Genomic DNA, 21983 nt, shown 5'->3' with positions numbered 1-21983 from the left:
CCCAGATTTTCTCAACATGCCTGCCAATCATTTCAACACCCACTGCCCCGACTGGGCCGAGGCTTTGCTCAACGGTTTCAGTCAGATATTCCTCCAGCGCCATCCGTTGTGCGGCCTGTTGTGCCTGTTGGCGATCCTGCTGACGGCGCCGGTGCTGTTCGCCGGCGCGCTGCTCGGTGCCGTCGCCGGGTTGCTCACTGCACAGCGGCGCAACTACGCCAAGGCGGATCGCCAGGCCGGATTGTTCAGTTACAACGGCGTGCTGCTCGGTTTGTTGCTGAGCCTGTATTTCCCCTGGTCGCCGCTGCTGCCGCCACTGATTCTGGCGGCTGGCGGCCTGAGCGCGATGCTCACTCAGCAGTGGCTCAAACATGTGTACCGCAGCCGCTCGATACCGGCCTACACCTCGCCGTTCGTGGCGATGAGCTGGATGTTGCTCCTGTTCGCCGAACCGTCCGCGCCAATGGCACACATCGAGATGAACACGCTGAACCTGCTCGCCGCTGAACTGCGTGGATTGGGTCAAGTGATGTTCCTCGGTCATCCGCTGGCCGGCGCATTGGTCGCCGCCGGTCTGCTGGTCGCGGATCGCCGTGCGTTTGCCTGGGCGCTATTGGCTTCAGCCATCGGCCTCGGTTCCAGTCTGCTGCACCATGAAACCCACGCGGCGTTGCTCGGCCTCGGCAGCTACAACGCCGTGCTCGCCGCCCTCGCCTTCAGTGGTCAACGCCAACAGCCGTGGTTGCCGCTGCTCGGTATCGTGCTGGCATTGCTGGTGACGCCGCTGTTCGCCGCCATCGGCCTGGCGACGCTGACGGCGCCGTTCATCCTAGCCGGCTGGCTGATCCGCGCCGGGATCCAGGTGCTCGGCAAAGCGGCCGTGGACGGCACGCCTTGCGTACAGGGGGAGAATCAACCTAGGCTGCGCTGATCTTTAATTCAGGCGTTATCCATGGACAGCAACAACGGTTGGCGTGAACGGCTTTACGTCATGATTTTCCAGAGTGACACCCTCGCCGGGCGGCGCTTCGACGGCACCTTGCTGTTGATCATCCTCGCCAGCCTGGTGGTGGTGATGCTCGACAGTATCGACAGCATTCACCAGAACTACGCCGATGTGCTGGCCTACATCGAGTGGGGCTTCACCATCATTTTTCTCGGGGAGTACATCCTGCGGTTGTACTGCTCACCGAAACCGTTGCGCTACGCCTTCAGTTTCTACGGACTGGTGGATCTGCTGGCGATCGTGCCGGGGATTCTCGCGCTGTACTACAGCGATGCGCAGTACCTGCTGATCATCCGGATCATTCGCATGCTGCGGATCTTCCGCGTGCTCAAGCTCAGCCCGTACCTCAAGCAAGCCAACTACCTGATGTCGGCGCTGCGTGGCAGCAAGCAGAAGATCGTGGTGTTTCTGGTCAGCGTCTGCACCCTGGTGACAGTGTTCGGCACCCTGATGTACGTGATCGAAGGCCCGGAACACGGCTTCACCAGCATCCCCAAGGGCATCTATTGGGCTATCGTGACCCTGACCACCGTCGGCTTCGGCGACATTGTGCCGAAGACCCCATTGGGCCAGGTGATTTCGTCGCTGGTGATGATCACCGGTTACTCGATCATCGCCGTGCCGACCGGGATTTTCACCGCAGAACTGGCCAACGCCATGCGCGGCGAACAGCTGCAACACGACTGCCCGGTGTGCAGGAAAAACAGCCATGAACATGGCGCGGCGTTCTGCTCCCGTTGCGGCAATGCACTGTTCAAGAAAATGGAATAAGCACAGAGCTTTTTAATCTTTAAGCGACTATGCGTGCCCCGTTATAGTCGCTGGCAAAACGGTATCCCCCCGACCGCTATCACCGACACAACAAGGAATGCGCAGTGAAAAAACTCTTTGGCGCCTCACTTCTCGCCGCCGGTCTTGCCTTTGGCAGTGTGGCGCAAGCCGCACCGCCCCTGCTCAACGTCTCCTACGACGTGATGCGCGATTTCTACAAGGACTACAACACTGCCTTTCAGAAACACTGGCAAGCCGAGCACAACGAGAACATCACCGTGCAGATGTCTTTCGGTGGCTCGAGCAAACAGGCGCGTTCGGTGATTGATGGCTTGCCGGCTGACGTCATCACCATGAACATGGCGACCGACATCAACGCCCTCGCCGACAACGGCAAACTGGTCCCGGAAAACTGGGTCACCCGCCTGCCGAACAACAGTGCGCCGTTCACTTCGGCCACCGTGTTTATCGTGCGCAAAGGTAACCCGAAAGCCCTGAAAGACTGGCCGGACCTGCTCAAGGACGGCGTGCAGGTAATCGTGCCGAACCCGAAAACCTCCGGTAATGGCCGCTACACCTACCTGTCGGCCTGGGGCTACGTGCTGAAGAACGGCGGAGACGAGAACAAGGCCAAGGACTTCGTCGGCAAGCTGTTCAAACAGGCGCCGGTGCTCGACACCGGTGGCCGCGCCGCGACCACGACGTTCATGACCAACCAGATCGGCGACGTGCTGGTGACCTTCGAGAACGAAGCGGAAATGATCGCCCGCGAGTTTGGTCGCGATCAGTTCGAAGTGATCTACCCGAGCGTCTCTGCCGAAGCCGAACCACCCGTGTCGGTGGTCGACAAAGTGGTCGACAAGAAAGGCACCCGCGCTGCGGCGGATGAATACCTGAAGTACCTGTGGTCGCCGGAAGGCCAGGAAATTGCCGCCGCCAACTACCTGCGTCCACGGGACCCGGCGGTGCTGGCGAAATACACTGACCGCTTCCCGAAAGTCGATTTCCTCTCGGTCGAGAAGACCTTCGGTGACTGGCGATCGGTGCAGAAGACCCATTTCAATGATGGTGGGGTTTTTGACCAGATTTATACCGGCCAGTAAGGCTTGAGTGACAACGAAAAAGGCGATCCTCTGCGGTCGCCTTTTTTTGTGGAAGCCTGCCCCTCACCCCAGCCCTCTCCCGGAGGGAGAGGGGGCCGACCGAGGTGTCTGGCGTCAGACATCGACCTGAAATATCGAGTCGATTATGCGGTCGCCCAAACAGTTCCAAGTTGGTGTACCTCTCAAGCATCGCCCAATCAGTTTCAGGTCGGTGCACCTCTCAAGCATCCCCCAAGCAGTCCCAGGTCGGTGCACCTTTCAAGCATCCCCCAATCAGTCCCCTCTCCCTCTGGGAGAGGGTTAGGGTGAGGGGCTTTTACATCGGTGGAGTGACGCCATCCTTGCCGGCGGAAATCGATTGCGCGGTCAGCGTGCCATCCGCGCCCTGGGTCACGAAGGTGACAATCTTCACCCCGACCTTGAGCAAACTGCGATCCCCCGGCGTCAGATTGACGATCGGCACATCCTCCGGCACCAGGATCTTCTGCTGCCCGCCCTTGTAACTGACGGTCAGCACCCGCCCATTACTCACCACCAGATCACCGACGCTGCCATTGGTCATGCTGCTGCCCCTGGCCAGGTCGAACGGCCGATGGCCGTCGCCACTGCCGGCCAGTTCCGGCGGGAATACGTGCACTTCAAGGGCCTTGAGCGTGCCATCCTCCTGGGGCATGGCCGCCGAACCGATGTAGCTGCCGGGTTTGATGTCTTCGATATTTGCCAGCGTGACGGCGCGGACCTTGGTGTCGGCGGTCAACTGGATGACCACGTTTTCGCCGCTGTTGACGTGGACTTTCAGCGCCTCGGCGCTGACCCCGGTGATCTCGCCGCGCACACCGATGCGCATCCCCGGTGCGTCCGCGGCCTGTACGCTGGCCGTGCCAAGCAGGCTGATCAAGGCAATGGTTACGGTGTGGCGAAGCCTCTGACGAAACATTGCAATCCTCCGGTCATGAATGTTGAACAAGCCGCTGCAAACATAAGCACGCTATCGAAGAAGATGTAAGTGAATGTATCATCGCCTTTCAACGGTCGGACGCAAAGTCCACCGATGGATGCCCCCTGACAGAAGCCAGTCATTCCGCAACGGAATAATTGATATCAACCGAAGGCTTCTTCTGCGCACCCGGTTTGTCCCTTAGCCTCACCGCATCCCCTTTCGCCGGATCGAGAAATCTTATGACCACCACTACACACGCAATGACCCGAGGCATGGTGCTGCTGTTCGCCTTCTGCTGCGGCGCCATCGTCGCCAACATCTACTACGCACAGCCAATCATCGGCCTGATCGCCCCGGACATCGGCCTGTCCGACACCATGGCCAGCTTCATCGTCTCGCTCACGCAGATCGGTTATGCGCTGGGCCTGTTCTTTCTGGTGCCGCTCGGCGACCTGCTGGAAAACCGCCGGTTGATGATCATCACCACCGTGGTGGCGATTGCCAGCCTGCTCGGCGCGGCATTCACCAGTCAGCCGAATGTGTTCCTGCTGATTTCATTGCTGGTGGGCTTCAGTTCGGTGTCGGTGCAGATCCTGATTCCCCTCGCCGCGCATCTGGCGCCGGAAGAATCCCGTGGCCGGGTGGTCGGCGGGATCATGGGGGGGCTGCTGCTGGGTATCCTGCTGGCGCGGCCGGTGTCGAGCGTCGTGGCTGACCATTTCGGCTGGCGCGCGATGTTCATGATTGCTGCCGCGTTGATGGCGGCGATCAGCGTGGTGCTGGCGTTGACCGTACCCAAGCGTCAGCCGGACCACAGCGCTTCTTATGGCCAGTTGATCGGTTCGTTGTGGACCCTGCTGCGCCAGCAACCGGTGTTGCGTCAGCGCGCGTTTTATCAGGGCTGCATGTTCGCCACGTTCAGCCTGTTCTGGACGGCGGTGCCGCTGGAACTGGCGCGCAACCATGGTCTGTCGCAAAGCGAAATCGCGATCTTCGCCCTGGTCGGTGCCATCGGGGCCATCGCCGCCCCCATCAGCGGGCGTCTCGCGGATGCTGGCCACACTCGCATCGCCTCGCTGCTGGCCATGCTGTTCGCCAGCCTGAGCTTTCTGCCGGCCTTCATTCACCCGGCCTACAGTGTGATCGGCCTGGCCGTCACCGGCGTGGTACTCGACTTCTGCGTGCAGATGAACATGGTCCTCGGCCAGCGCGCTGTCTATTCGCTGGACGCCAAAAGCCGCGGTCGCCTGAACGCCCTGTACATGACCAGCATCTTCATCGGCGGCGCCTTCGGCTCCTCGGTCGCCAGTGCGGTGTACGAACATGGCGGCTGGTTGTGGATCGTGATTGTCGGCAGCGTGTTCCCGCTGCTGGCGCTGTTGCGGTTTCTGAGTGTCTCGCAGCGTGGTGCATTGGCAACGGCGTAAGACGTCAACGCATCGCGAGCAGGCTCGCTCTCACAGGTTGCTCACTGGACCTGTGGGAGCGATGACGCTTAATACCGAACCAGTTTCTCCATCGCCGCATCCGCCAGAAAGGAGGAGCGGCTTTTGACGTTGTGCTCACGCACATAGCGATCAATGCGTTGGATGACATAGCCCGGCAACGTCACGTTGACCTTCTCGGTTTTGCCCAGGTAGGGCGAGATATCCAGCTCCAGCATGCCCCAGCCCATGTCGGCAAACTCCGGATTATTGCGATGGGCCGCTGCCGACGTCGGCATGGGAATCGACTCGCCGTCCGCCGCCATCTCCTGTAGCAGGATGTGAGCGATTTCGACGGCGGCGTTGTAGGCGTCCTCGAAGGTATCCCCAGCCGTGGCCGCGCCGGGAATGTCGGGTATCTGAATACCGATGGCCGGTGTTGTCGTCACCCCATTCGATGCAGATCGGATATTGCATTATGGATCTCCCTTGTCGCTGGCTGGCGGGGTGTATCGGTGCCTGAAGATGTGATGACTGCCGGTAACCCGATCCAGTGTCCAGCCTGCCTCCTCCAGCTCCTTGATCAATAGCCTGCTCTGCACCCACCGCCTCCTTGCCTCGGCCTGTTAAAAGCAACCCTGGAGTTATCTTTACTCAAGTACAGAAATCTACGGAGTGACGTCCAGCTGTTTTACCGAATGTGATGAACGGCCCCATTCCCCCCAGGCATGAGTGCTATGCCACGCGCCTGTGTTCCGCCGCCCTCGCCTCACGGTCAATCTTGAATCCAGCCACTACCGGCGCTCCTACAGGACTTTCGACCATGACCCTGCAAGCAAGACTCGACGCGTTCAAAGCCGACTTCAAGGCCGGCAAGCCCCCTTACAACGCCCCCGCCGACATTCACCCGGTGATGGAGCGCGCCACCGCCGAGCTGATCGCCTCCGGCGCGGCAAACCGTGCCCTGAAAGTCGGTGACATGGCGCCGCTGTTCACCCTGAAAGACCCCGAAGGCCATCCCGTATCGTCGGCGGATCTACTGGCGCAAGGGCCATTGGTGTTGACGTTCTATCGCGGTGTCTGGTGCCCGTACTGCAACCTGGAATTGCAGGCGTTGCAGGCCTTTCTCCCGTCGATTCAGCATGCCGGCGCCAGTCTGCTGGCCATTTCGCCGCAGATCGCGGCCAACAGCCGCAAGTCGCAACGCATCAACCAATTGCAATTCCCGATCCTCAGCGACCCGCGCAATGACGTGGCGGCGGCGTTCGGCCTGCGTTTCGAATTACCGGACTACCTGATCGAGCTGTACAAGAACCTGCGCAACGACCTGCCGACCTTCAACGATGATCCAGCGTGGACATTGCCGATGCCGGCCCGTTTTGTGATCGCTCAGAATGGCGTGATTCGTTACGCCGAGGTCAACCCGGATTACACTCAGCGTCCCGAGCCTGAAGCGATGCTGGATGCATTGCGCGGCTGATCCGATCCCCTGTGCCCAGGAGTTGCCATGACCCGACGTACCTTCCTCATCACCGGCGCCAGCAAAGGCATAGGCCGAGCGCTGGCCGAGCATCTGGACCGTGCCGGCCATCGGGTGGTGGGGATTGCCCGCCAGCCTGACCTGAGCTTTCCGGGCATCCTGTTTCCACTGGATCTGAGTGATCGCAAGCTGACCGGCGAGGTACTGGCGGAACTGGCGCGCACCTATGAATTCGACGGGCTGGTGAACAACGTCGGGCTGGTACGACCGCAGGCCTTGGGCGACATTGATCTGGACGCGTTCGACGAGGTCATGCGGCTCAATCTGCATTCGGCGTTGCAGGCGACTCAGGCGCTGTTGCCGGGGATGCGCACGCGGGGCTGGGGTCGGGTGGTGAACATCTCCAGCCTGACGGTGCTGGGCATTACTCAGCGTACAGCCTATGCCGCAGCGAAAGCAGCGCTGGTCAGCTTTACCCGTTCGTGGGCGCTGGAACTGGCGCAGACCGGCATCACCGTGAACGCCGTCGCGCCCGGACCGACCGAGACCGAGCTGTTCCGCGCCAACAATCCGCCCGGCAGCGAAGGCGAAGCGCGCTATCTGGCCGGGGTGCCGATGGGCCGCCTGGGGCAGCCGGAGGAGATCGCCGCGGCGATCGCGTTTCTGTTGTCCGAGCAAAGCGGGTTCATCACCGGGCAGACATTGTTTGTCGATGGCGGCGCCTCTGTGGGCAAAGCCGCGTTCTGAGCAACACCTTATTGCCCGGTGGGGTTACGACAATTTTCAGACTTGCACAGGAATACCGATGGACCGTCTCGCCGCCATGGAAACCTTCGTCTGCGTCGTTGAAACCGGCTCGTTTTCCGCCGCTGCCCGGCGCTTGAATATCGGCCAGCCGGCTGTGTCGAAGACCATCGCTCTGCTGGAAAAGCGCCTGGCCGTCAGCCTGTTGCTGCGCTCGACCCGCGGCCTGACCCCGACCGAAGCCGGGCTGGCCTATTTCGAGCGGGCCAAACGTGCCATCGACGAAGCCGACGAGGCCGACAACGCCGCCCGTGGCAGTGCAGGCGGTTTGAGCGGCAACTTGCGCATCAGCGCGGCGGTGACCTTCGGCCGTCTGCACATCGTTCCGCACCTGGGGGCGTTTCTCGATCAGCACCCGCAACTGAACATCGACCTGATGCTCGACGATCGCAACATCAACCTCGTCGAGGAAGGCATCGACGTCGCCCTGCGCATGGGCGCATTGACCGATTCGGGCCTGACCGCGCGCAAGATCGCCGATTGCCGCCGCGTGGTGCTCGGCACCCCGGCGTACTTCGCCAGACACGGCGAACCGAACTGCCCTGCCGATTTGAGTAAACACCAGGCCGTCGTCTACAACCTCGGCGGCGGCAACACCTGGCAGTTCGCCAAAGGCGCGGAACGACAATCGGTCATTATCAGTGGTCGCCTGCGCGTCAGCGCGGCCGAGGGCGTGCGCGAAGCCGTGCTGGCCGATCAGGGCCTGACGCTCGCCTCCGAATGGATGTTCGCCCCGGAACTGGCCAGCGGTGCGGTGAAGCCCGTCATGCCCGACTGGACCCTGCCCGACATGGATTTATGGGCGGTGTTTGCGACGGGAAGGATGGCGAGTGCCAAGGCGCGGGCGTTTGTCGAGTACGTGCAAGGGTTGCTGGCTAGCGAACATTAGCGCCCAGCGTTTCGTTTATTCGAATAAGGTCCCGACATCCCTCCTTTGCGAATGCCGGAACACCCCGTGTCGATCATCACCCATCCGCGGATTCGGCTACGGCCAGCGCTGCCGCTGAACAGCAACGATCACACTTGAAACTTCCAGCGCTGGACGTCGAACCTTTTCTCAATCTGCTACAGCGCCAAGGCCTGATTCAATCGGTGCAGGCATTGCGCAAGTTCGGCGCAATGCTCTGAAGACGCGCCCCCGAAACGCGGACAAAAAAAACGGCGATCCAAAGATCGCCGTTTTTTCATTACTGCCCGAACTGTTTGCCCAATCCCGGCGGCACGCCGTGGATGTTGGTGTCTTCCCACGGACCGTTGGGGCTGATCGAGCGGCTCCAGCCGTTGTTCCAGCGGTAGTAGGTGCGCTGGCGGTAGAAAGTGTTGGGCTGGTCGTCGAGGACATAGACGCCGAGCTTCTGGTCCCAGTGGCTATTGCCACCCGGTGGCGGGGCGAAGCTGGCCGAGGTGCGTGGCACCGGTTTGGACGGTTTGGCCGGGATGCTTTTGCCAGGGGTTGGCGAGGTGGACGGGGTCGGGCTCGGCTGGGACGGCGGAATCGGCGGCAGATTGGTGGTGGGTTCCGGTCGTTGCACCGCACATGCACTCAAGCCCAGGGCCAGTGTGAGGACTGTGATTCGGGCGATGGTGTGCATGGCGGTGCTTTCCTGTTGTGTCCGGCTATTTGTCCGGGCTGTCGATGATCAGTTTTTGTAGCGCGGTGGTGCTGCTGGCCAGAGGCCCGCTGCGACCGACCCACTCACCAGCCGTTGGCTGGCCCGCGCGGGAGATGCGCGCAACCAGTTGGACTTCAGGGAAGTTCGACAGTTTCAACTGCGGCATCATCGCGTCGGCATCGCCCAGTTCGACAGTCACCGGTAGATCCGCCACGGTCAGGCGTTTGGCCGCCAGCGGTGCCGGCGGGCCGGAGGTGGCGCGGGCAAAGATGAACACGCTGTCGCCCGGCTGCACTTTGCTTCTGAGTTCGCTGGAAAGATCGACGCTGACTTTCAACAGTGCGGCTTTCGCGGCTACCGGTGCCTGAGCGACTTTGCCGCCGCTGGCTTCCAGACGCTCGGCGGCACGTTTGATCCCGCCTTGCAGCGCGGCGCGGGAGTTGTCGTCCGGCGGCAGTTGCGCCAGCAGACGATTCCAGTAGTCGATTGCCTCCTGATAACGCTCGCCCTCGAACGCGGCAATACCGAGCAGGCCAAGGCTGGTGACCTCTTTCGGATCGGCCTTCAGTGCTTCGTCCGTCAGCGCCTGGATCTTCGCCGACCACTTTTTGCCGTCAGCGAAATATTGCGCCTGGGCCCACTGGCCGAGCAGTTCCGGCTGACGCCCGGCGAGGTTGGCGGCGCGCTCGAACATCTTCGCCGCGTCCGCCGGACGCTCCTGAGCCATGTAGGTACGACCGAGGAAATACAGGCCCTCGGCAGAATCCGGTTGCGCCGCGACCGCACGCTCCAGACGCTGGGTCATTTCTTCCATCGACTGCGGCGCCTGGGCGAACTCGCGGGTCAGTTCGACCTTGTCGGCAGCGCCAAAATGCAGGTACAGACCCAGGCCCAGTACCGGCACCAGGACGGCGGCCAGCAGCGGCAACGGTTTGCCCAGTTTCGACACACGTGGCGCGGCAACGCCTTCGGTATCGGCGAGCAGTTCACGGGCAGCCTCGGCGCGCCCGCTGTCCATTTGCCCGGCATCGAGTACGCCTTCGGCCTGCTGCGATTGCAACTCGGCCACGCGTTCCTGATACAACGCGACGTTCAGGGCAGTGCGATCCTCTTCACGCTGGGCGCGACGCTCACGCAGAACCGGGATCAACAGAAAACTCAGGGCGACCAGAAGCAACAGCCCTGCGGCAAGCCAGAAATCAATCATTCTTGGTTTTTATCCAACAGTTGGTCGAGACGCTGACGCTCTTCGGTGGACAGCGATGTCGGGGTCTCGGCGCGCTGGCCGCGACGACGGCGGACAATCACCGCGATCACCACAAAACCGCCAAGCAGCAGCCCGGCCGGGCCGAACCACAGCAGTGCGGTCTTGGCGTTGAGTGCCGGTTTGTAACGGACGAAATCACCGTAGCGGTCGACCATGAAGTCGATGATCTGCTGGTTGTCCTTGCCCTCGCCGAGCATGCGGAAAATCTCTTTGCGCAGGTCGGCGGCAATCGGTGCGTTGGAGTCGGCAATGTCCTGGTTCTGGCACTTGGGGCAGCGCAGCTCCTTGGTCAACTCACGGAAACGCTCGCGATCACCTTCCTTGGCGAACTCATAAGTATCAATCGCGGCGTGAGCCATGCCGGCCAGACTCAGGCCCAGTACCACGGCGGCTAAAAAGCGCTTCATGGCTTGGCCTCATCGACCAGCGCCTGATACTTGGCGGCGAGTTTTTCGCGCCAGACCTGCTCGTCGATCACGCCGACGTACTTGTCGCGGATGATGCCCTTGGCGTCGATGAAGAAGGTTTCCGGGGCGCCGTAGACGCCGAGGTTCAGACCCAGCGAGCCTTCGTCGTCACGGATGTCCAGCACGTACGGGTTGTGGAATTCGGCCAGCCACTTCAAGGCATCGGCGTTGGTGTCCTTGTAGTTGATGCCGTAGATCACCACGCCGCGCTCGGCGAGTTTATTCAACACCGGGTGCTCGACCCGGCAGGAAATGCACCAGGTGCCCCAGACGTTGACCAGGGCAGGTTTGCCGAGAATGTCAGCCTTGGTCAGGGTCTTGTCGCCCTGCACGTTCGGCAGGCTGAATTCCGGGAATGGCTTGTTGATCATCGCCGACGGCAACTCCGCCGGATCGAGGTACAGACCGCGATACAGAAACACCGCCACCAGCAGGAAAATCGCCAGTGGCACCAGCATCAACCAACGTCTCATGCAGCCGCTCCCGTCATGCCCAGTGCTTCACGCACCTTGGCTTTCACCTTGACCCGATAACGCCGATCCAGCGCCGCCAGCAATCCGCCCAGACCGGTGAGCAGGCCACCGAACCAGATCCAGCGCACGAACGGTTTGACGTGAACCCGCACCGCCCACGCGCCGTTTTCCAGCGGTTCGCCGAGTGCGACGTAGAGATCGCGAGTGAAACCGGCGTCGATCCCGGCCTCGGTCATCATCGAACTCTGCACCGTGTACAGGCGTTTTTCCGGGTGCAGCACGCTGATTTCCTTACCGTCGCGGATGATCCGGATAGTGCCTCTGTCGGAGGTGAAGTTCGGCCCTTCGAAGTGTTTGGCGCCTTCGAAGATGAAGTGATAACCGGCCAGGTCCATCGACTCGCCCGGCGCCAGACGCAGATCGCGTTCAGCACTGTTCTGGCTCGACAACACCACACCGAGGGCGCATACGGCGATGCCGAGGTGAGCGATCTGCATGCCCCAGTAGCTGCGGGTCAGGGCTGGCAGGCCTTTGATCAGGCCTTTATGGCGGGTCTTGTCGAAGATGTCGCGCACGCCGGCCAGCAGCACCCACGCGGCGAGCAGGAAGGTCGCGATCACCGCCCAGTTGAAATCGCCGTAAGCGACACCGGCCACCACGGCCAACGCGACGCTGCCGAGCAACACCGGGGTCAGCATGTTCGCCAGCCATTTCACCGGAGTGTCTTTCCAGCGGACGATCACACCAACGGCCATCACCACCATCAGCAACGCCATCAGCGGGATGAACAACGCATTGAAGTACGGTGGGCCGACCGACAGCTTGGCACCGCTCAGGGCATCGAGAATCAGCGGATACAGGGTGCCAAGCAGAATCATCGACGCCGCTACCACCAACACCAGGTTGTTGCCCAGCAACAGGGTTTCCCGCGACCACAGGTTGAAACCGACCTGACTCTTCACCACCGGGGCGCGCAACGCGAACAGCGTCAGCGAACCACCGACCACGAACAGCAGGAAAATCAGGATGAATACGCCGCGCTCCGGATCGGAAGCGAACGCGTGCACCGAGGTCAGCACGCCCGAGCGGACAAGGAAAGTGCCGAGCAGACTGAGGGAGAACGCGGCAATCGCCAGCAACACCGTCCAGCTCTTGAACACGCCACGTTTTTCCGTGACTGCCAGCGAGTGAATCAGCGCGGTGCCGACCAGCCATGGCATGAAGGAAGCGTTTTCCACCGGGTCCCAGAACCACCAGCCGCCCCAGCCGAGTTCGTAGTAAGCCCACCACGAACCAAGGGTGATGCCGATGCCGAGGAAGGCCCACGCGACGATGGTCCACGGACGCGACCAACGCGCCCACGCCGCATCAAGGCGACCGCCCATCAACGCCGCGATGGCAAAAGCGAACGCCACCGAAAAGCCGACATAACCCATGTACAACATCGGCGGGTGAACGATCAGGCCAATGTCTTGCAACAGTGGATTGAGGTCAGCGCCATTGCTCGGCATTTGCGGCAGGATGCGTTTGAACGGGTTGGACGTGAGGATGAGGAACAGCAGGAAGCCGGTGCTGATCATGCCCATCACCGCCAGAACGCGGGCGAGCATGACTTGCGGCAACTGCCGCGAGAACACCGACACGGCAAAGGTCCAGCCGCCGAGGATCAACGCCCACAACAGCAACGAACCTTCGTGGGCGCCCCACACTGCGCTGAATTTGTAATACCACGGTAAAGCGGTATTGGAGTTGTTGGCGACATAGGCGACGGAGAAGTCATCGGTCATGAACGCGTAGGTCAGAATGCCAAACGCAAACAGCAAAAACGCAAACTGGCCCCACGCCGCCGGCTGGGCCAGGCTCATCCAGAAACGGTCGCCACGCCAGGCACCGACCAATGGCACCACGGCCTGCACCAGCGCAAAACACAGCGCCAGAATCATCGCCAGATGGCCGAGCTCGGGAATAAACAGTGCGGACGTCATCGATCAACCCTCCTTCGCTGGGGTCGGCGCGGATTGACCACTGTCTTTCAACGCTTTGGTCACTTCCGGCGGCATGTACTTCTCGTCGTGCTTGGCCAGCACTTCATCGGCCACCACCACACCGTCGGCATTGAGCTTGCCGAGGGCGACGATGCCCTGCCCTTCGCGGAACAGGTCCGGGAGGATCCCGCGGTAGGTGATGGTCACGGCTTTGTTGAAGTCGGTGACGACGAATTTGACGTCCAGCGAGTCCGGCGAACGTTGCAGCGAACCCTTCTCGACCATGCCGCCGGCGCGGATGCGCGTGTCATGCGGCGCTTCGCCGTTGGCGATCTGGGTCGGCGTGTAAAACAGGTTGATGTTTTCCTGCAGGGCGCTCAGGGCCAGGCCGACGGCAGCGCCGACCCCGACCAGGATCGCCAGAATGATGATCAGACGTTTTTTGCGCAGCGGATTCACTTGCCGTTCTCCCGGCGCAGACGACGCGCCTCTTGTTGCAGATACCGCTTGCGGGCCAGGACCGGCGCCGCCACGTTGAAGGCCAGCACCACCAGACAGATGCCATAGGCCGACCAGACATACAGGCCATGATGGCCCATGGCGAGGAAGTCGCCGAATGAAGCAAAACTCATCGCGCGGCCTCCAGACTGTTCTGCACTTCTTCTTTCACCCAACTGGCGCGGGCTTCGCGCTTGAGCACTTCAAGGCGCATGCGCAGCAACAGCACGGCGCCGAAGAAACAGTAGAAACCCAGCACGGTCAGCAACAGCGGCAGCCACATCTCTGCCGGCATTGCCGGTTTTTCGGTGAGGGTGAAGGTCGCGCCCTGATGCAGGGTGTTCCACCACTCCACCGAGTATTTGATGATCGGGATATTGATCACGCCGACGATGGCCAACACCGCGCAGGCCTTGGCGGCGCTGTCGCGGTTGCTGATGGCATTGCCCAGCGCGATCACCCCGAAGTACAGGAACAGCAGAATCAGCATCGAAGTCAGGCGCGCGTCCCACACCCACCACGACCCCCACGTCGGTTTGCCCCAGATCGCCCCGGTGACCAGCGCCACGGCGGTCATCCACGCGCCGATCGGCGCGGCGCATTGCAGGGCGACGTCGGCCAGTTTCATCTTCCACACCAGCCCCACCACACCGCACACCGCCAGCATCACGTAGATCGACTGCGCGAGCATCGCCGCAGGCACGTGGATGTAGATGATGCGAAAGCTGTTGCCCTGCTGATAGTCCGGCGGCGCGAAGGCCAGGCCCCAGACGACGCCGACGCCGATCAGCAGCAACGCTGCAATGCTCAACCAAGGCAGGAACTTGCTGCTGATGCCGTAGAACCACTTGGGCGAGCCGAGCTTGTGAAACCAGGTCCAGTTCATACTGTATCCATCACGGGTGCCGCTCATCGGTGTGAGCTGGCAAGGGTCATTCTTTAAAAAAAGTGGTCAATTTTTGACCAGACCTCATTATTATTCGCCGACGCTGATCTTCAGGCCAGCAGCTATTGCAAAGGGTGTCAGGGTGATCGCCAGGGCGGTCAGGCTACCCAGCCAGAGCAGATACCCGGTCGCCGGCATGCCTTGCAGCGCGGCCTGCAAGGCGCCACTGCCAAGGATCAACACCGGGATGTACAGCGGCAGAATCAACAGCGCCAGCAACAGGCCGCCGCGTTTCAAACCGACCGTCAGCGCTGCGCCCACCGCGCCGAGCAGGCTCAGCACCGGTGTACCCAGCAGCAACGACAACAGCAACACCGGCAGGCAGGCGACCGGCAAACCGAGCATCAACGCCAGCAACGGCGAGAGCAGAACCAGCGCCAACCCCGAAAAAAGCCAGTGTGCCAGCACCTTGGCCAGTACCAGAAGAGGCAGCGGGTGCGACGAAAGGACCCACTGTTCAAGGGACCCGTCTTCGAAATCACTGCGGAACAGCCCGTCCAGCGAGAGCAGCACCGATAACAGCGCGGCCACCCAGACTAACCCGGGGGACAGGTTTTGCAACACTTGAGTTTCCGGGCCGACGGCCAGCGGGAACAGCGCGATGACGATGGCGAAGAAAATCAGCGGATTGGCCAGCTCCGCCGGGCGGCGGAACAGCAGGCGCGATTCACGGGCAACCAGCAGGCCGAACACACTCATACTGCCCAGTTCCCCAGATCGAGATCACGATAGCCGGCCGGCATCCGGCTCAGCGTGTGGTGCGTGGTCAGGACCACGAGGCCGCCGCGTTCGCAGTGCCCGGCCAGATGTTCTTCGAGCTGCGCCACGCCCTGCTTGTCGAGGGCGGTGAACGGCTCATCGAGAATCCACAGTGGCGGGCTGTCCAGATACAGCCGCGCCAACGCCACGCGACGTTGCTGACCGGCGGACAACGTGTGGCAGGGAACATCTTCGAAACCGCGCAATCCTACGGCTGCCAGCGCTTGCCAGATCGCGTCGCGCTCGGCGGGATGATGCAGGGCACAGAGCCACGAGAGGTTTTCTTCCGGGGTCAGCAAATCCTTGATCCCGGCGGCATGGCCGATCCACAGCAGGTTGCGCGCCAGTTCGCCGCGTTGTTCGGTCAGCGGCTGGCCATTGAGCAGGACCTGACCGTCGGTCGGCTGCATCAGCCCGGCGAGCAAACGCAACAGACTGGTTTTACCGCTGCCGTTGGGCCCGCTGATCTGCACCATATCGCCACTGGCCAGTCTCAATTCGAGATTTTCGAAGAGCAGCCTGAGATCGCGTTCACACGCGAGGGCAACGGTTTGCAGGACAGGACTGGTCAAGGGATCACGGGCCTTATACGGTTCAAGTCGGCTCTGGCGCGGCCGTTAAAGAGGTGCAGCATAGATGCATTGACGGCTCGATCTAGAGAGCTGGGTCAAACAATTGCTATGTTTTTTGAACGAAGCGCAAGACGGGCGGCATTATACATGCCGTGCCTTACTCTCAAGAGTGCATTTTCCTCAGGTTGTGTCCGCGTATGACAGGCGAAATGAACATCCTCCCGCTCCCGCCCGCCACCCCGGCGACCGTTCGCCCGCAGGTCGGTGAGCTGCTCAAGCTGCTGACCCCGGTCGAAGGCCTGATCGGCGCCGGGCAAAGCGCCAAGGCCGAGGTGTTGTCGCTCAAGCAAGCGGACCAGACCTTTCAGTTGCTGCTCAAGGTGACGCTGGACAGCGGCCGTCAGACCACCGTGCAAGCGACCAGCAATCTGCCGCTGCCCCAAGGCACCAGTCTGGCGATCACTCAGCCCTCGGCGGGCAATCTGGCGATTACTGTGCAACAAGCCATTGCCAGCAGCGTCGCCGCCCTCACCCGCATCGACACCGCGCAATTGCCGGTCGGCACGCTGCTGCAAGGCAAAGTGCTGACCTCGCAGGCGCTGCCGCAAACGCCGGGGCAAGTGGCGGTGTTTCGCTCCTTGGTCAGTTTGCTCAACACCGCACAGAGCGGCAGCACCCTGACCATCGACAGCCCGCAGCCGCTGCGCATCGGCACCTTGCTCTCGGCATTGGTCGAAGACTCACACACCCTTAAATTCCTGCCGATGAGCAGCCGCCAGGAACAACTGGCCGTGAGTCAGCAACTGCTCGGCCAGCAAAGCCGTCAGGCCTCCCTGACGGGGTTGCTGAACGCCTTGCAAAATCTGCCGAGCGATACCGATCAGACATCGCAGGATCTGCGCGCCGTGGTCGACAAACTGCTCGCCAGCCTCCCCGATGTACAACAACTGAGTACCGCCAAAGGCGTAGCACTGGCCTTGGCCAACAGCGGCGTGTTCCTCGAAGGCAAACTGCTGACCGGGCAGAACCCGACGCTGGCACCGGACATGAAAGCCGACCTGCTCAAGCTGATCGCACAACTGACCCCGGGCCTGCCGGGCAACAGCAGTTTCAACGCGATCATCGCCGCCAACACCCTGGCGCAAGCGCTGCCGAGTTTCGTTCGCAACGCCCTCGGCATGCTTGGCCAGGTCAGCGCGAAACCGGTGCCAAGCAGCTTTCCGCTGCCCGAGCGTTTGCTGCAAAGCCTGGAAGGCGAAGGCGATCTGGAACAGTTGCTGCGCCTCGCCGCTGCCGCCGTTTCGCGCCTGCAAAGCCATCAGTTGTCGAGCCTGGAGCAGACCGGCGTTACCGACGACGGGCGCCTGCTCAGCACCTGGCAACTGGAAATTCCCATGCGCAACCTGCAGGACATCGTGCCGTTGCAGGTCAAGTTTCAGCGTGAAGAAGCGCCGGAAAGAGAACCGCAACCGAACGAACGTCGCGATGAGCGCGAACCCAGGCAACAACTGTGGCGCGTTGATCTGGCGTTCGACATGGAACCGCTCGGGCCAATGCAGATTCAGGCGCAATTGATCAGCGGCAGCCTGTCGAGCCAGCTCTGGGTCGAGCGGCCGTACACCGCCGACCTGATCGAAAACAACTTGTTCGCCCTGCGTCAGCGTCTGCTCGATTGCGGGCTGAATGTCGGTGACCTCGACTGCCACCTCGGCGCCCCGCCGCAAGGCAACCAAACCCGTCTCGAACACCGCTGGGTCGACGAAACCGCATGAACGATTCCACCGCACCACGCCAGGCCATCGCCCTCAAATACGACGGCAACCACGCCCCGACCCTCACCGCCAAGGGCGACGAAGAGCTGGCCGAAGAAATCCTGCGCATTGCTCGCGACTACGAAGTGCCAATCTACGAGAACGCCGAGCTGGTGCGCTTGTTGGCACGAATGGAATTGGGCGACAGCATTCCCGAAGAGCTCTACCGGACCATTGCCGAGATCATCGCGTTTGCGTGGAATCTGAAGGGAAAATTCCCCGAGGGGCAGGACCCGAATGCGCCGATGGTCGAGAAGGACGTCACCGAACGTGGGGATGATTATTAAGCCCTGAAAGCAAAAGATCGCAGCCTTCGACCGCTCCTACATCAGGATTAGCGTTTCCCCTGTAGGCGCTGCCGAACGCTGCGATCTTTTGATATTGCTTGCCGCTATAAGCTTGAAGCTCTTAGCTGCCCTTATGTAATTTGCGCATCAACTCCGCCTCAGCCTGGGTCAACCCGCAGGACTGAGTCAGTTCATCGACGCTCGCGCCCATGCCCACCAGTTTCGCCGCTTGGGCGAATGACAGGCTCGACGGATCGCGCTGCTCAAGCGCAACGATTTTGTCCGGCAAAGGACCGACCACCGAGCGCAACTCATGCAGGGCGTCGCCCATGCGCACGTTGCCGTTCTGGTAATCGTCGACACGTTTGGCCAGTTCCTTGATGCGCTGATCACGCAGCGCATCGCCCTGGGCCTGTTGCGCAGCGATCACCCGCTGCGCCTTGATGTACGCCAGAAACATCGCCAGCGTGCCTGCCCAGAAGAGGAACAGGACAATGACTGCAACCTCAAGAATCAATCAGATGTTCTCCAGATCCGACCATTCTTCTTCGCTCATCATCTTGTCGAGTTCGACGAGGATGAGGAGTTCGTTGTTCTTGTTGCACACGCCCTGGATGAACTTGGCCGACTCTTCGTTACCGACGTTCGGTGCGGTCTCGATTTCCGACTGACGCAGGTAAACCACTTCAGCAACGCTGTCGACCATGATGCCGACGACTTGCTTGTCGGCTTCGATGATGACGATACGGGTGTTGTCGCTGATCTCGCCGCTGTTCAGGCCGAAGCGCTGACGGGTGTCGATCACGGTGACCACGTTACCGCGCAGGTTGATGATGCCCAGCACGTAGCTTGGCGCGCCCGGCACCGGAGCGATCTCGGTGTAGCGCAACACTTCCTGAACGCGCATCACGTTGATGCCGTAGGTTTCGTTGTCCAGTTTGAAGGTCACCCATTGCAGGATCGGATCTTCAGAACCTTTTGCATTCGTCGCCTGACTACTCATACCCTGACCCCTCGAAAAAACCGCTCTGGGCGGTGTGTGTTCTGTGTGGCGGCATTCAACAATGCCGTCGCCTGATTGTTATGTCGGCTGCTACGTCGGTTTATGTAGCGGCTTGTGGCCGCCGAGGTGCTTTGCCCCACCGCTGGCGATCAACTCGGCCAGTGCGGAAACGTCAAGCAATGCACACATGTGCTCAATCACGGTGCCGGCGAGCCAAGGCCGCTGACCCCGGTGACTTCTCCATTTGATTTCATTCGGGTCCAGACGCAACGAGCGGCTGACCTGATGCACCGCCAGCCCCCACTCGTAACCTTGTACCGAAATCACGTACTGCAGGCCCTGACGGAAGTCATCGCGATAGCGATCCGGCATGACCCAGCGTGCGGTGTCCAACACTTTCAGGTTGCCGGCCTGGCTCGGCAGAATCCCGAGGAACCATTCCGGCTGGCCGAACAGTGGCGTCAGCTCGTGGCCGGCCAGCGAATAAATCGAGCCGAGGCACACCAGCGGCACGGCCAGGGTCAACCCGGCAACGTCGAACAGCAGGCATTCGAACGCTTCCGAAGCCCAGGCCGGGCGGCCATCGGTTTCCACCGGTGGCGGCGTATTGCTCGGCGGCAGATGCACTTCTACCAGCGGCGGGACCAGGGTCTGCTCGACCGGCGTACGCGCAACTGGAGCCGGAGCCGGCTCGACCACCGCCGGTTCCGGCGTGGTTTTCAGCAATTGGGTTTGCAGCAGGGGCGCGAGCGTCGAAACCGCTGCGCGCACCGGCTCAGCCTCTTCAAGCAACGTGACAGGGGCCTTGGCCACCGGGGCGGCGGCAGGCGCAGCAACCGGTGCGGCAGGCTTGGCCGCTTTCAGGGCGTCACGCGCCTGTTCCTCCAGTACCGCGGCCTGGAACTCGTCCAGTGCCTCGGTGCTTTCGATCACCTCGACCGGCGCCTCAACTGGCAGCAACTCGTCAGGAATCTCCTGCAGCAAGCCATCCAGATAGGATTGCAACGCCAGTTGCGGACGCGACGTCAATTTGATCGGCCGATTCATGCTCAAGCCACCTGCGGAACAAGTTGTTGCGCCAACAGATGCTTGAGCAGCGCGCGGTAAGCCAGCACGCCACGGCTCTTGCCGTCGAATTGCGAAGGCGTGACACCGGCCCGGCTGGCGTCGCGCAGACGGGTATCGACCGGGATATAACCCTGCCAGATCTCGTCGGGGAATTTGTCGCGCAGCACGCGCAAGGTGTGCATCGAGGCTTGCGTACGGCGGTCGAACAGGGTCGGCACGATGCTGAACGGCAGCGCCTGTTTGCGCGAGCGGTTGATCATCGCCAGGGTGTTGACCATGCGCTCCAGACCTTTGACGGCCAGGTGTTCGGTCTGCACCGGGATCACCAGTTGCTGGCTCGCGGCCAAGGCGTTGACCATCAGCACGCCGAGCAACGGCGGGCTGTCGATCACTGCGTAATCAAAGTCCTGCCACAACTGCGCCAGACTCTTGGCGATCACCAGGCCCAGACCACTCTGCCCCGGCGACTGACGCTCAAGGGTCGCGAGCGCGGTGCTCGATGGCAGCAGGGAAATGCGCTCGTCACTGGTCGACAACAGCAACTGCCCCGGCAGGCCTTGCGGCACGCTGCCCTTGTGCAGAAACAGGTCGTAATTGCTGTGTTCCAGGCTGTCGGGGTCGTAGCCGAAATAGCTGGTCATCGAGCCGTGCGGGTCGAGGTCGACCACAACCACGCGCTTGCCCGCCTCCGCCAGCAATCCGGCTAAAGCGATGGAAGATGTGGTTTTACCGACACCACCCTTTTGATTGGCGACTGCCCAGACTCTCATTCGGTTCGTTCCTCCCGGTCGAGATGCTCGACCGAGACATAGCTCAGCGTATTAATGCGGGTGACGGAGAATTGACGGCACTCTCGCGTCCCGGCGTCTTGACCGGGGTCGGTGCAGTTTGTGTGCCAGCGCGCTTCAACGCCGCGTCCGGTTGTGCATTGGCGGTGCCGGTGCCGGTCAGACTGCGGCGCACATCCAGATTGCGCGACACCACCAACACCACGCGCCGGTTCTTTGCGCGGCCTTCGGCGGTGGCGTTATTGGCCACCGGCTGGAACTCGCCATACCCCACCGATGCCAGACGCCCGGGGTTCACCCCCTGCATCGCCAGCATGCGCACGATGCTCGCCGAACGCGCCGAGGACAGTTCCCAGTTGGTCGGGTACTGCGCGGTGCGGATCGGCTGATCGTCGGTGAAGCCTTCGACGTGGATCGGGTTGTCGAACGGCTTGAGGATCGCCGCGACCTTGTCGATGATGTTGAACGCGATGTCGCTCGGCATCGCGTCGCCGCTGCCAAACAACAGGCTGGAGTTGAGTTCGATCTCGACCCACAACTCGTTGCCACGCACGGTCATCTGGTTGGAAGCGATCAAGTCGCCGAATGCGGCGCTGATATCATCGGCGATGCTTTTCAGCGGATCACTGGCCCCGGCGATCCCGGCGTCGACCTGCTCGGCGTCCTTGACCAGCGGCTTGGCCGGGGTCACGGTTTTCGGTCGTTCGTCACCGATCGGGATCGGCTTGAGCGAGCGGTCGGAGTCGGTGAAGACCCCGATCAGCGCCTCGGAAATGACCTTGTATTTGCCTTCGTTGATCGACGAGATCGAGTACATCACCACGAAGAAAGCGAACAGCAGCGTGATGAAATCCGCGTAGGACACGAGCCAGCGCTCGTGGTTAACGTGTTCTTCCTGATGCCTGCGGCGAGCCATAG

The 21983-nt window shown here is 61.5% G+C and carries 26 protein-coding genes and 2 pseudogenes; 10 read left to right on the top strand and 18 right to left on the bottom strand.

Annotated features, from left to right (window positions below; all coding sequences use genetic code 11):
* The first annotated feature begins 16 nt into the window (after positions 1–16).
* From HV782_RS08970 to HV782_RS08960, 3 genes are all read left to right on the top strand, one after another.
* Positions 17–931 carry an urea transporter gene (locus HV782_RS08970; RefSeq protein ID WP_186748451.1) on the top strand — a complete coding sequence of 305 codons (915 nt, stop codon included), beginning with the start codon at positions 17–19 and terminating at the stop codon, positions 929–931.
* A 21-nt stretch (positions 932–952) separates the two neighbouring features.
* Positions 953–1777 (top strand): ion transporter, encoded by an 825-nt coding sequence (locus HV782_RS08965; protein ID WP_128615310.1) that lies wholly within the window; start codon positions 953–955, stop codon positions 1775–1777.
* Between the two features lie 104 nt (positions 1778–1881).
* Positions 1882–2880, top strand: coding sequence for a sulfate ABC transporter substrate-binding protein (locus tag HV782_RS08960; protein ID WP_123465824.1), 999 nt, complete (start codon positions 1882–1884; stop codon positions 2878–2880).
* A gap of 316 nt (positions 2881–3196) precedes the next feature.
* On the opposite strand, the gene HV782_RS08955 is transcribed toward HV782_RS08960, so the two are convergent.
* Positions 3197–3817, bottom strand: a complete 621-nt coding sequence (locus HV782_RS08955) for a DUF5666 domain-containing protein (RefSeq protein WP_186748452.1) — start codon at positions 3815–3817, stop codon at positions 3197–3199.
* Between the two features lie 242 nt (positions 3818–4059).
* On the opposite strand from HV782_RS08955, the gene HV782_RS08950 reads away from it, so the two are divergent.
* A complete protein-coding gene (locus HV782_RS08950) occupies positions 4060–5247 on the top strand; it encodes an MFS transporter (RefSeq protein WP_123465820.1) in 1188 nt (395 codons plus the stop codon).
* Between the two features lie 68 nt (positions 5248–5315).
* On the opposite strand, the pseudogene HV782_RS08945 reads toward HV782_RS08950, so the two are convergent.
* Positions 5316–5721, bottom strand: a pseudogene (locus HV782_RS08945) (type II toxin-antitoxin system HicB family antitoxin).
* A 26-nt stretch (positions 5722–5747) separates the two neighbouring features.
* Positions 5748–5846, bottom strand: a pseudogene (locus tag HV782_RS08940) (type II toxin-antitoxin system HicA family toxin); the annotation flags it as partial.
* A gap of 221 nt (positions 5847–6067) precedes the next feature.
* On the opposite strand from HV782_RS08940, the gene HV782_RS08935 reads away from it, so the two are divergent.
* From HV782_RS08935 to HV782_RS29120, 4 genes are read left to right on the top strand one after another with little or no spacing between them, the layout of a single operon-like run.
* Positions 6068–6724, top strand: a complete 657-nt coding sequence (locus HV782_RS08935; RefSeq protein WP_128615906.1) for a peroxiredoxin-like family protein — start codon at positions 6068–6070, stop codon at positions 6722–6724.
* Between the two features lie 27 nt (positions 6725–6751).
* Complete coding sequence (locus HV782_RS08930) at positions 6752–7471, top strand: SDR family oxidoreductase (protein ID WP_123465816.1); 720 nt, start codon at positions 6752–6754, stop codon at positions 7469–7471.
* Positions 7472–7529: 58 nt separating this feature from the next.
* Positions 7530–8417 carry a LysR family transcriptional regulator gene (locus tag HV782_RS08925; RefSeq protein ID WP_186748454.1) on the top strand — a complete coding sequence of 296 codons (888 nt, stop codon included), beginning with the start codon at positions 7530–7532 and terminating at the stop codon, positions 8415–8417.
* Positions 8418–8434: 17 nt separating this feature from the next.
* Complete coding sequence (locus tag HV782_RS29120; protein WP_496198563.1) at positions 8435–8656, top strand: VapC50 family PIN domain-containing toxin; 222 nt, start codon at positions 8435–8437, stop codon at positions 8654–8656.
* A gap of 59 nt (positions 8657–8715) precedes the next feature.
* Here the strand turns inward: HV782_RS29120 and HV782_RS08920 are convergent, their stop codons facing one another.
* From HV782_RS08920 to ccmA, 10 genes are all read right to left on the bottom strand, one after another.
* Positions 8716–9120, bottom strand: coding sequence for a hypothetical protein (locus tag HV782_RS08920; RefSeq protein WP_128615814.1), 405 nt, complete (start codon positions 9118–9120; stop codon positions 8716–8718).
* A gap of 25 nt (positions 9121–9145) precedes the next feature.
* Positions 9146–10348 carry a c-type cytochrome biogenesis protein CcmI gene (gene ccmI / locus HV782_RS08915; RefSeq protein ID WP_123465811.1) on the bottom strand — a complete coding sequence of 401 codons (1203 nt, stop codon included), beginning with the start codon at positions 10346–10348 and terminating at the stop codon, positions 9146–9148.
* Positions 10345–10815 carry a cytochrome c-type biogenesis protein gene (locus HV782_RS08910; protein WP_123465809.1) on the bottom strand — a complete coding sequence of 157 codons (471 nt, stop codon included), beginning with the start codon at positions 10813–10815 and terminating at the stop codon, positions 10345–10347. The genes ccmI and HV782_RS08910 overlap by 4 nt, the downstream gene beginning before the upstream one ends.
* On the bottom strand, positions 10812–11348 hold the full coding sequence (locus HV782_RS08905) for a DsbE family thiol:disulfide interchange protein (protein WP_007961670.1): 537 nt from the start codon (positions 11346–11348) through the stop codon (positions 10812–10814). Before HV782_RS08905 ends, HV782_RS08910 begins: the two co-directional genes overlap by 4 nt.
* Positions 11345–13333 (bottom strand): heme lyase CcmF/NrfE family subunit, encoded by a 1989-nt coding sequence (locus HV782_RS08900; protein ID WP_186748455.1) that lies wholly within the window; start codon positions 13331–13333, stop codon positions 11345–11347. The genes HV782_RS08905 and HV782_RS08900 overlap by 4 nt, the downstream gene beginning before the upstream one ends.
* 3 nt (positions 13334–13336) lie before the next feature.
* Positions 13337–13792 carry a cytochrome c maturation protein CcmE gene (ccmE, locus tag HV782_RS08895; protein ID WP_064586605.1) on the bottom strand — a complete coding sequence of 152 codons (456 nt, stop codon included), beginning with the start codon at positions 13790–13792 and terminating at the stop codon, positions 13337–13339.
* On the bottom strand, positions 13789–13965 hold the full coding sequence (gene ccmD / locus HV782_RS08890) for a heme exporter protein CcmD (RefSeq protein WP_123465805.1): 177 nt from the start codon (positions 13963–13965) through the stop codon (positions 13789–13791). Before ccmD ends, ccmE begins: the two co-directional genes overlap by 4 nt.
* A complete protein-coding gene (locus tag HV782_RS08885; protein ID WP_123465803.1) occupies positions 13962–14717 on the bottom strand; it encodes a heme ABC transporter permease in 756 nt (251 codons plus the stop codon). Before HV782_RS08885 ends, ccmD begins: the two co-directional genes overlap by 4 nt.
* A gap of 90 nt (positions 14718–14807) precedes the next feature.
* Positions 14808–15476: a heme exporter protein CcmB gene (gene ccmB / locus HV782_RS08880; RefSeq protein WP_034151525.1), complete on the bottom strand. Its 669-nt coding sequence runs from the start codon at positions 15474–15476 to the stop codon at positions 14808–14810.
* The gene (gene ccmA, locus HV782_RS08875) at positions 15473–16108 is read right to left on the bottom strand and encodes a cytochrome c biogenesis heme-transporting ATPase CcmA (protein WP_123465801.1); all 636 of its coding nucleotides are present in this window, start codon (positions 16106–16108) and stop codon (positions 15473–15475) included. The genes ccmB and ccmA overlap by 4 nt, the downstream gene beginning before the upstream one ends.
* Positions 16109–16305: 197 nt before the next feature.
* Here ccmA and fliK point away from each other — a divergent pair, with 197 nt between their 5' ends.
* Both fliK and HV782_RS08865 read left to right on the top strand, forming a co-directional pair.
* Positions 16306–17880: a flagellar hook-length control protein FliK gene (gene fliK, locus HV782_RS08870; protein ID WP_123465799.1), complete on the top strand. Its 1575-nt coding sequence runs from the start codon at positions 16306–16308 to the stop codon at positions 17878–17880.
* Positions 17877–18206, top strand: coding sequence for an EscU/YscU/HrcU family type III secretion system export apparatus switch protein (locus HV782_RS08865; protein ID WP_123465797.1), 330 nt, complete (start codon positions 17877–17879; stop codon positions 18204–18206). Before fliK ends, HV782_RS08865 begins: the two co-directional genes overlap by 4 nt.
* Before the next feature lie 121 nt (positions 18207–18327).
* On the opposite strand, the gene HV782_RS08860 is transcribed toward HV782_RS08865, so the two are convergent.
* From HV782_RS08860 to motD, 5 genes are all read right to left on the bottom strand, one after another.
* Positions 18328–18723 carry a DUF2802 domain-containing protein gene (locus HV782_RS08860; protein ID WP_123465795.1) on the bottom strand — a complete coding sequence of 132 codons (396 nt, stop codon included), beginning with the start codon at positions 18721–18723 and terminating at the stop codon, positions 18328–18330.
* Positions 18724–19209 (bottom strand): chemotaxis protein CheW, encoded by a 486-nt coding sequence (locus tag HV782_RS08855; RefSeq protein WP_007919980.1) that lies wholly within the window; start codon positions 19207–19209, stop codon positions 18724–18726.
* Positions 19210–19299: 90 nt separating this feature from the next.
* Positions 19300–20256, bottom strand: a complete 957-nt coding sequence (locus HV782_RS08850; protein WP_186748456.1) for a CheW domain-containing protein — start codon at positions 20254–20256, stop codon at positions 19300–19302.
* A 2-nt stretch (positions 20257–20258) separates the two neighbouring features.
* Positions 20259–21047: a ParA family protein gene (locus tag HV782_RS08845; RefSeq protein WP_008077691.1), complete on the bottom strand. Its 789-nt coding sequence runs from the start codon at positions 21045–21047 to the stop codon at positions 20259–20261.
* A gap of 43 nt (positions 21048–21090) precedes the next feature.
* Complete coding sequence (gene motD / locus HV782_RS08840; RefSeq protein WP_064586597.1) at positions 21091–21981, bottom strand: flagellar motor protein MotD; 891 nt, start codon at positions 21979–21981, stop codon at positions 21091–21093.
* Positions 21982–21983 lie beyond the last annotated feature (2 nt).

This window comes from Pseudomonas monsensis (genome assembly GCF_014268495.2).
In the GTDB taxonomy this organism is placed as follows: Bacteria; Pseudomonadota; Gammaproteobacteria; order Pseudomonadales; family Pseudomonadaceae; genus Aquipseudomonas; species Aquipseudomonas monsensis.
The sequence above is the reverse complement of the archived record's forward strand: the minus strand, read 5'-3'. Positions and strand labels throughout refer to the sequence as shown.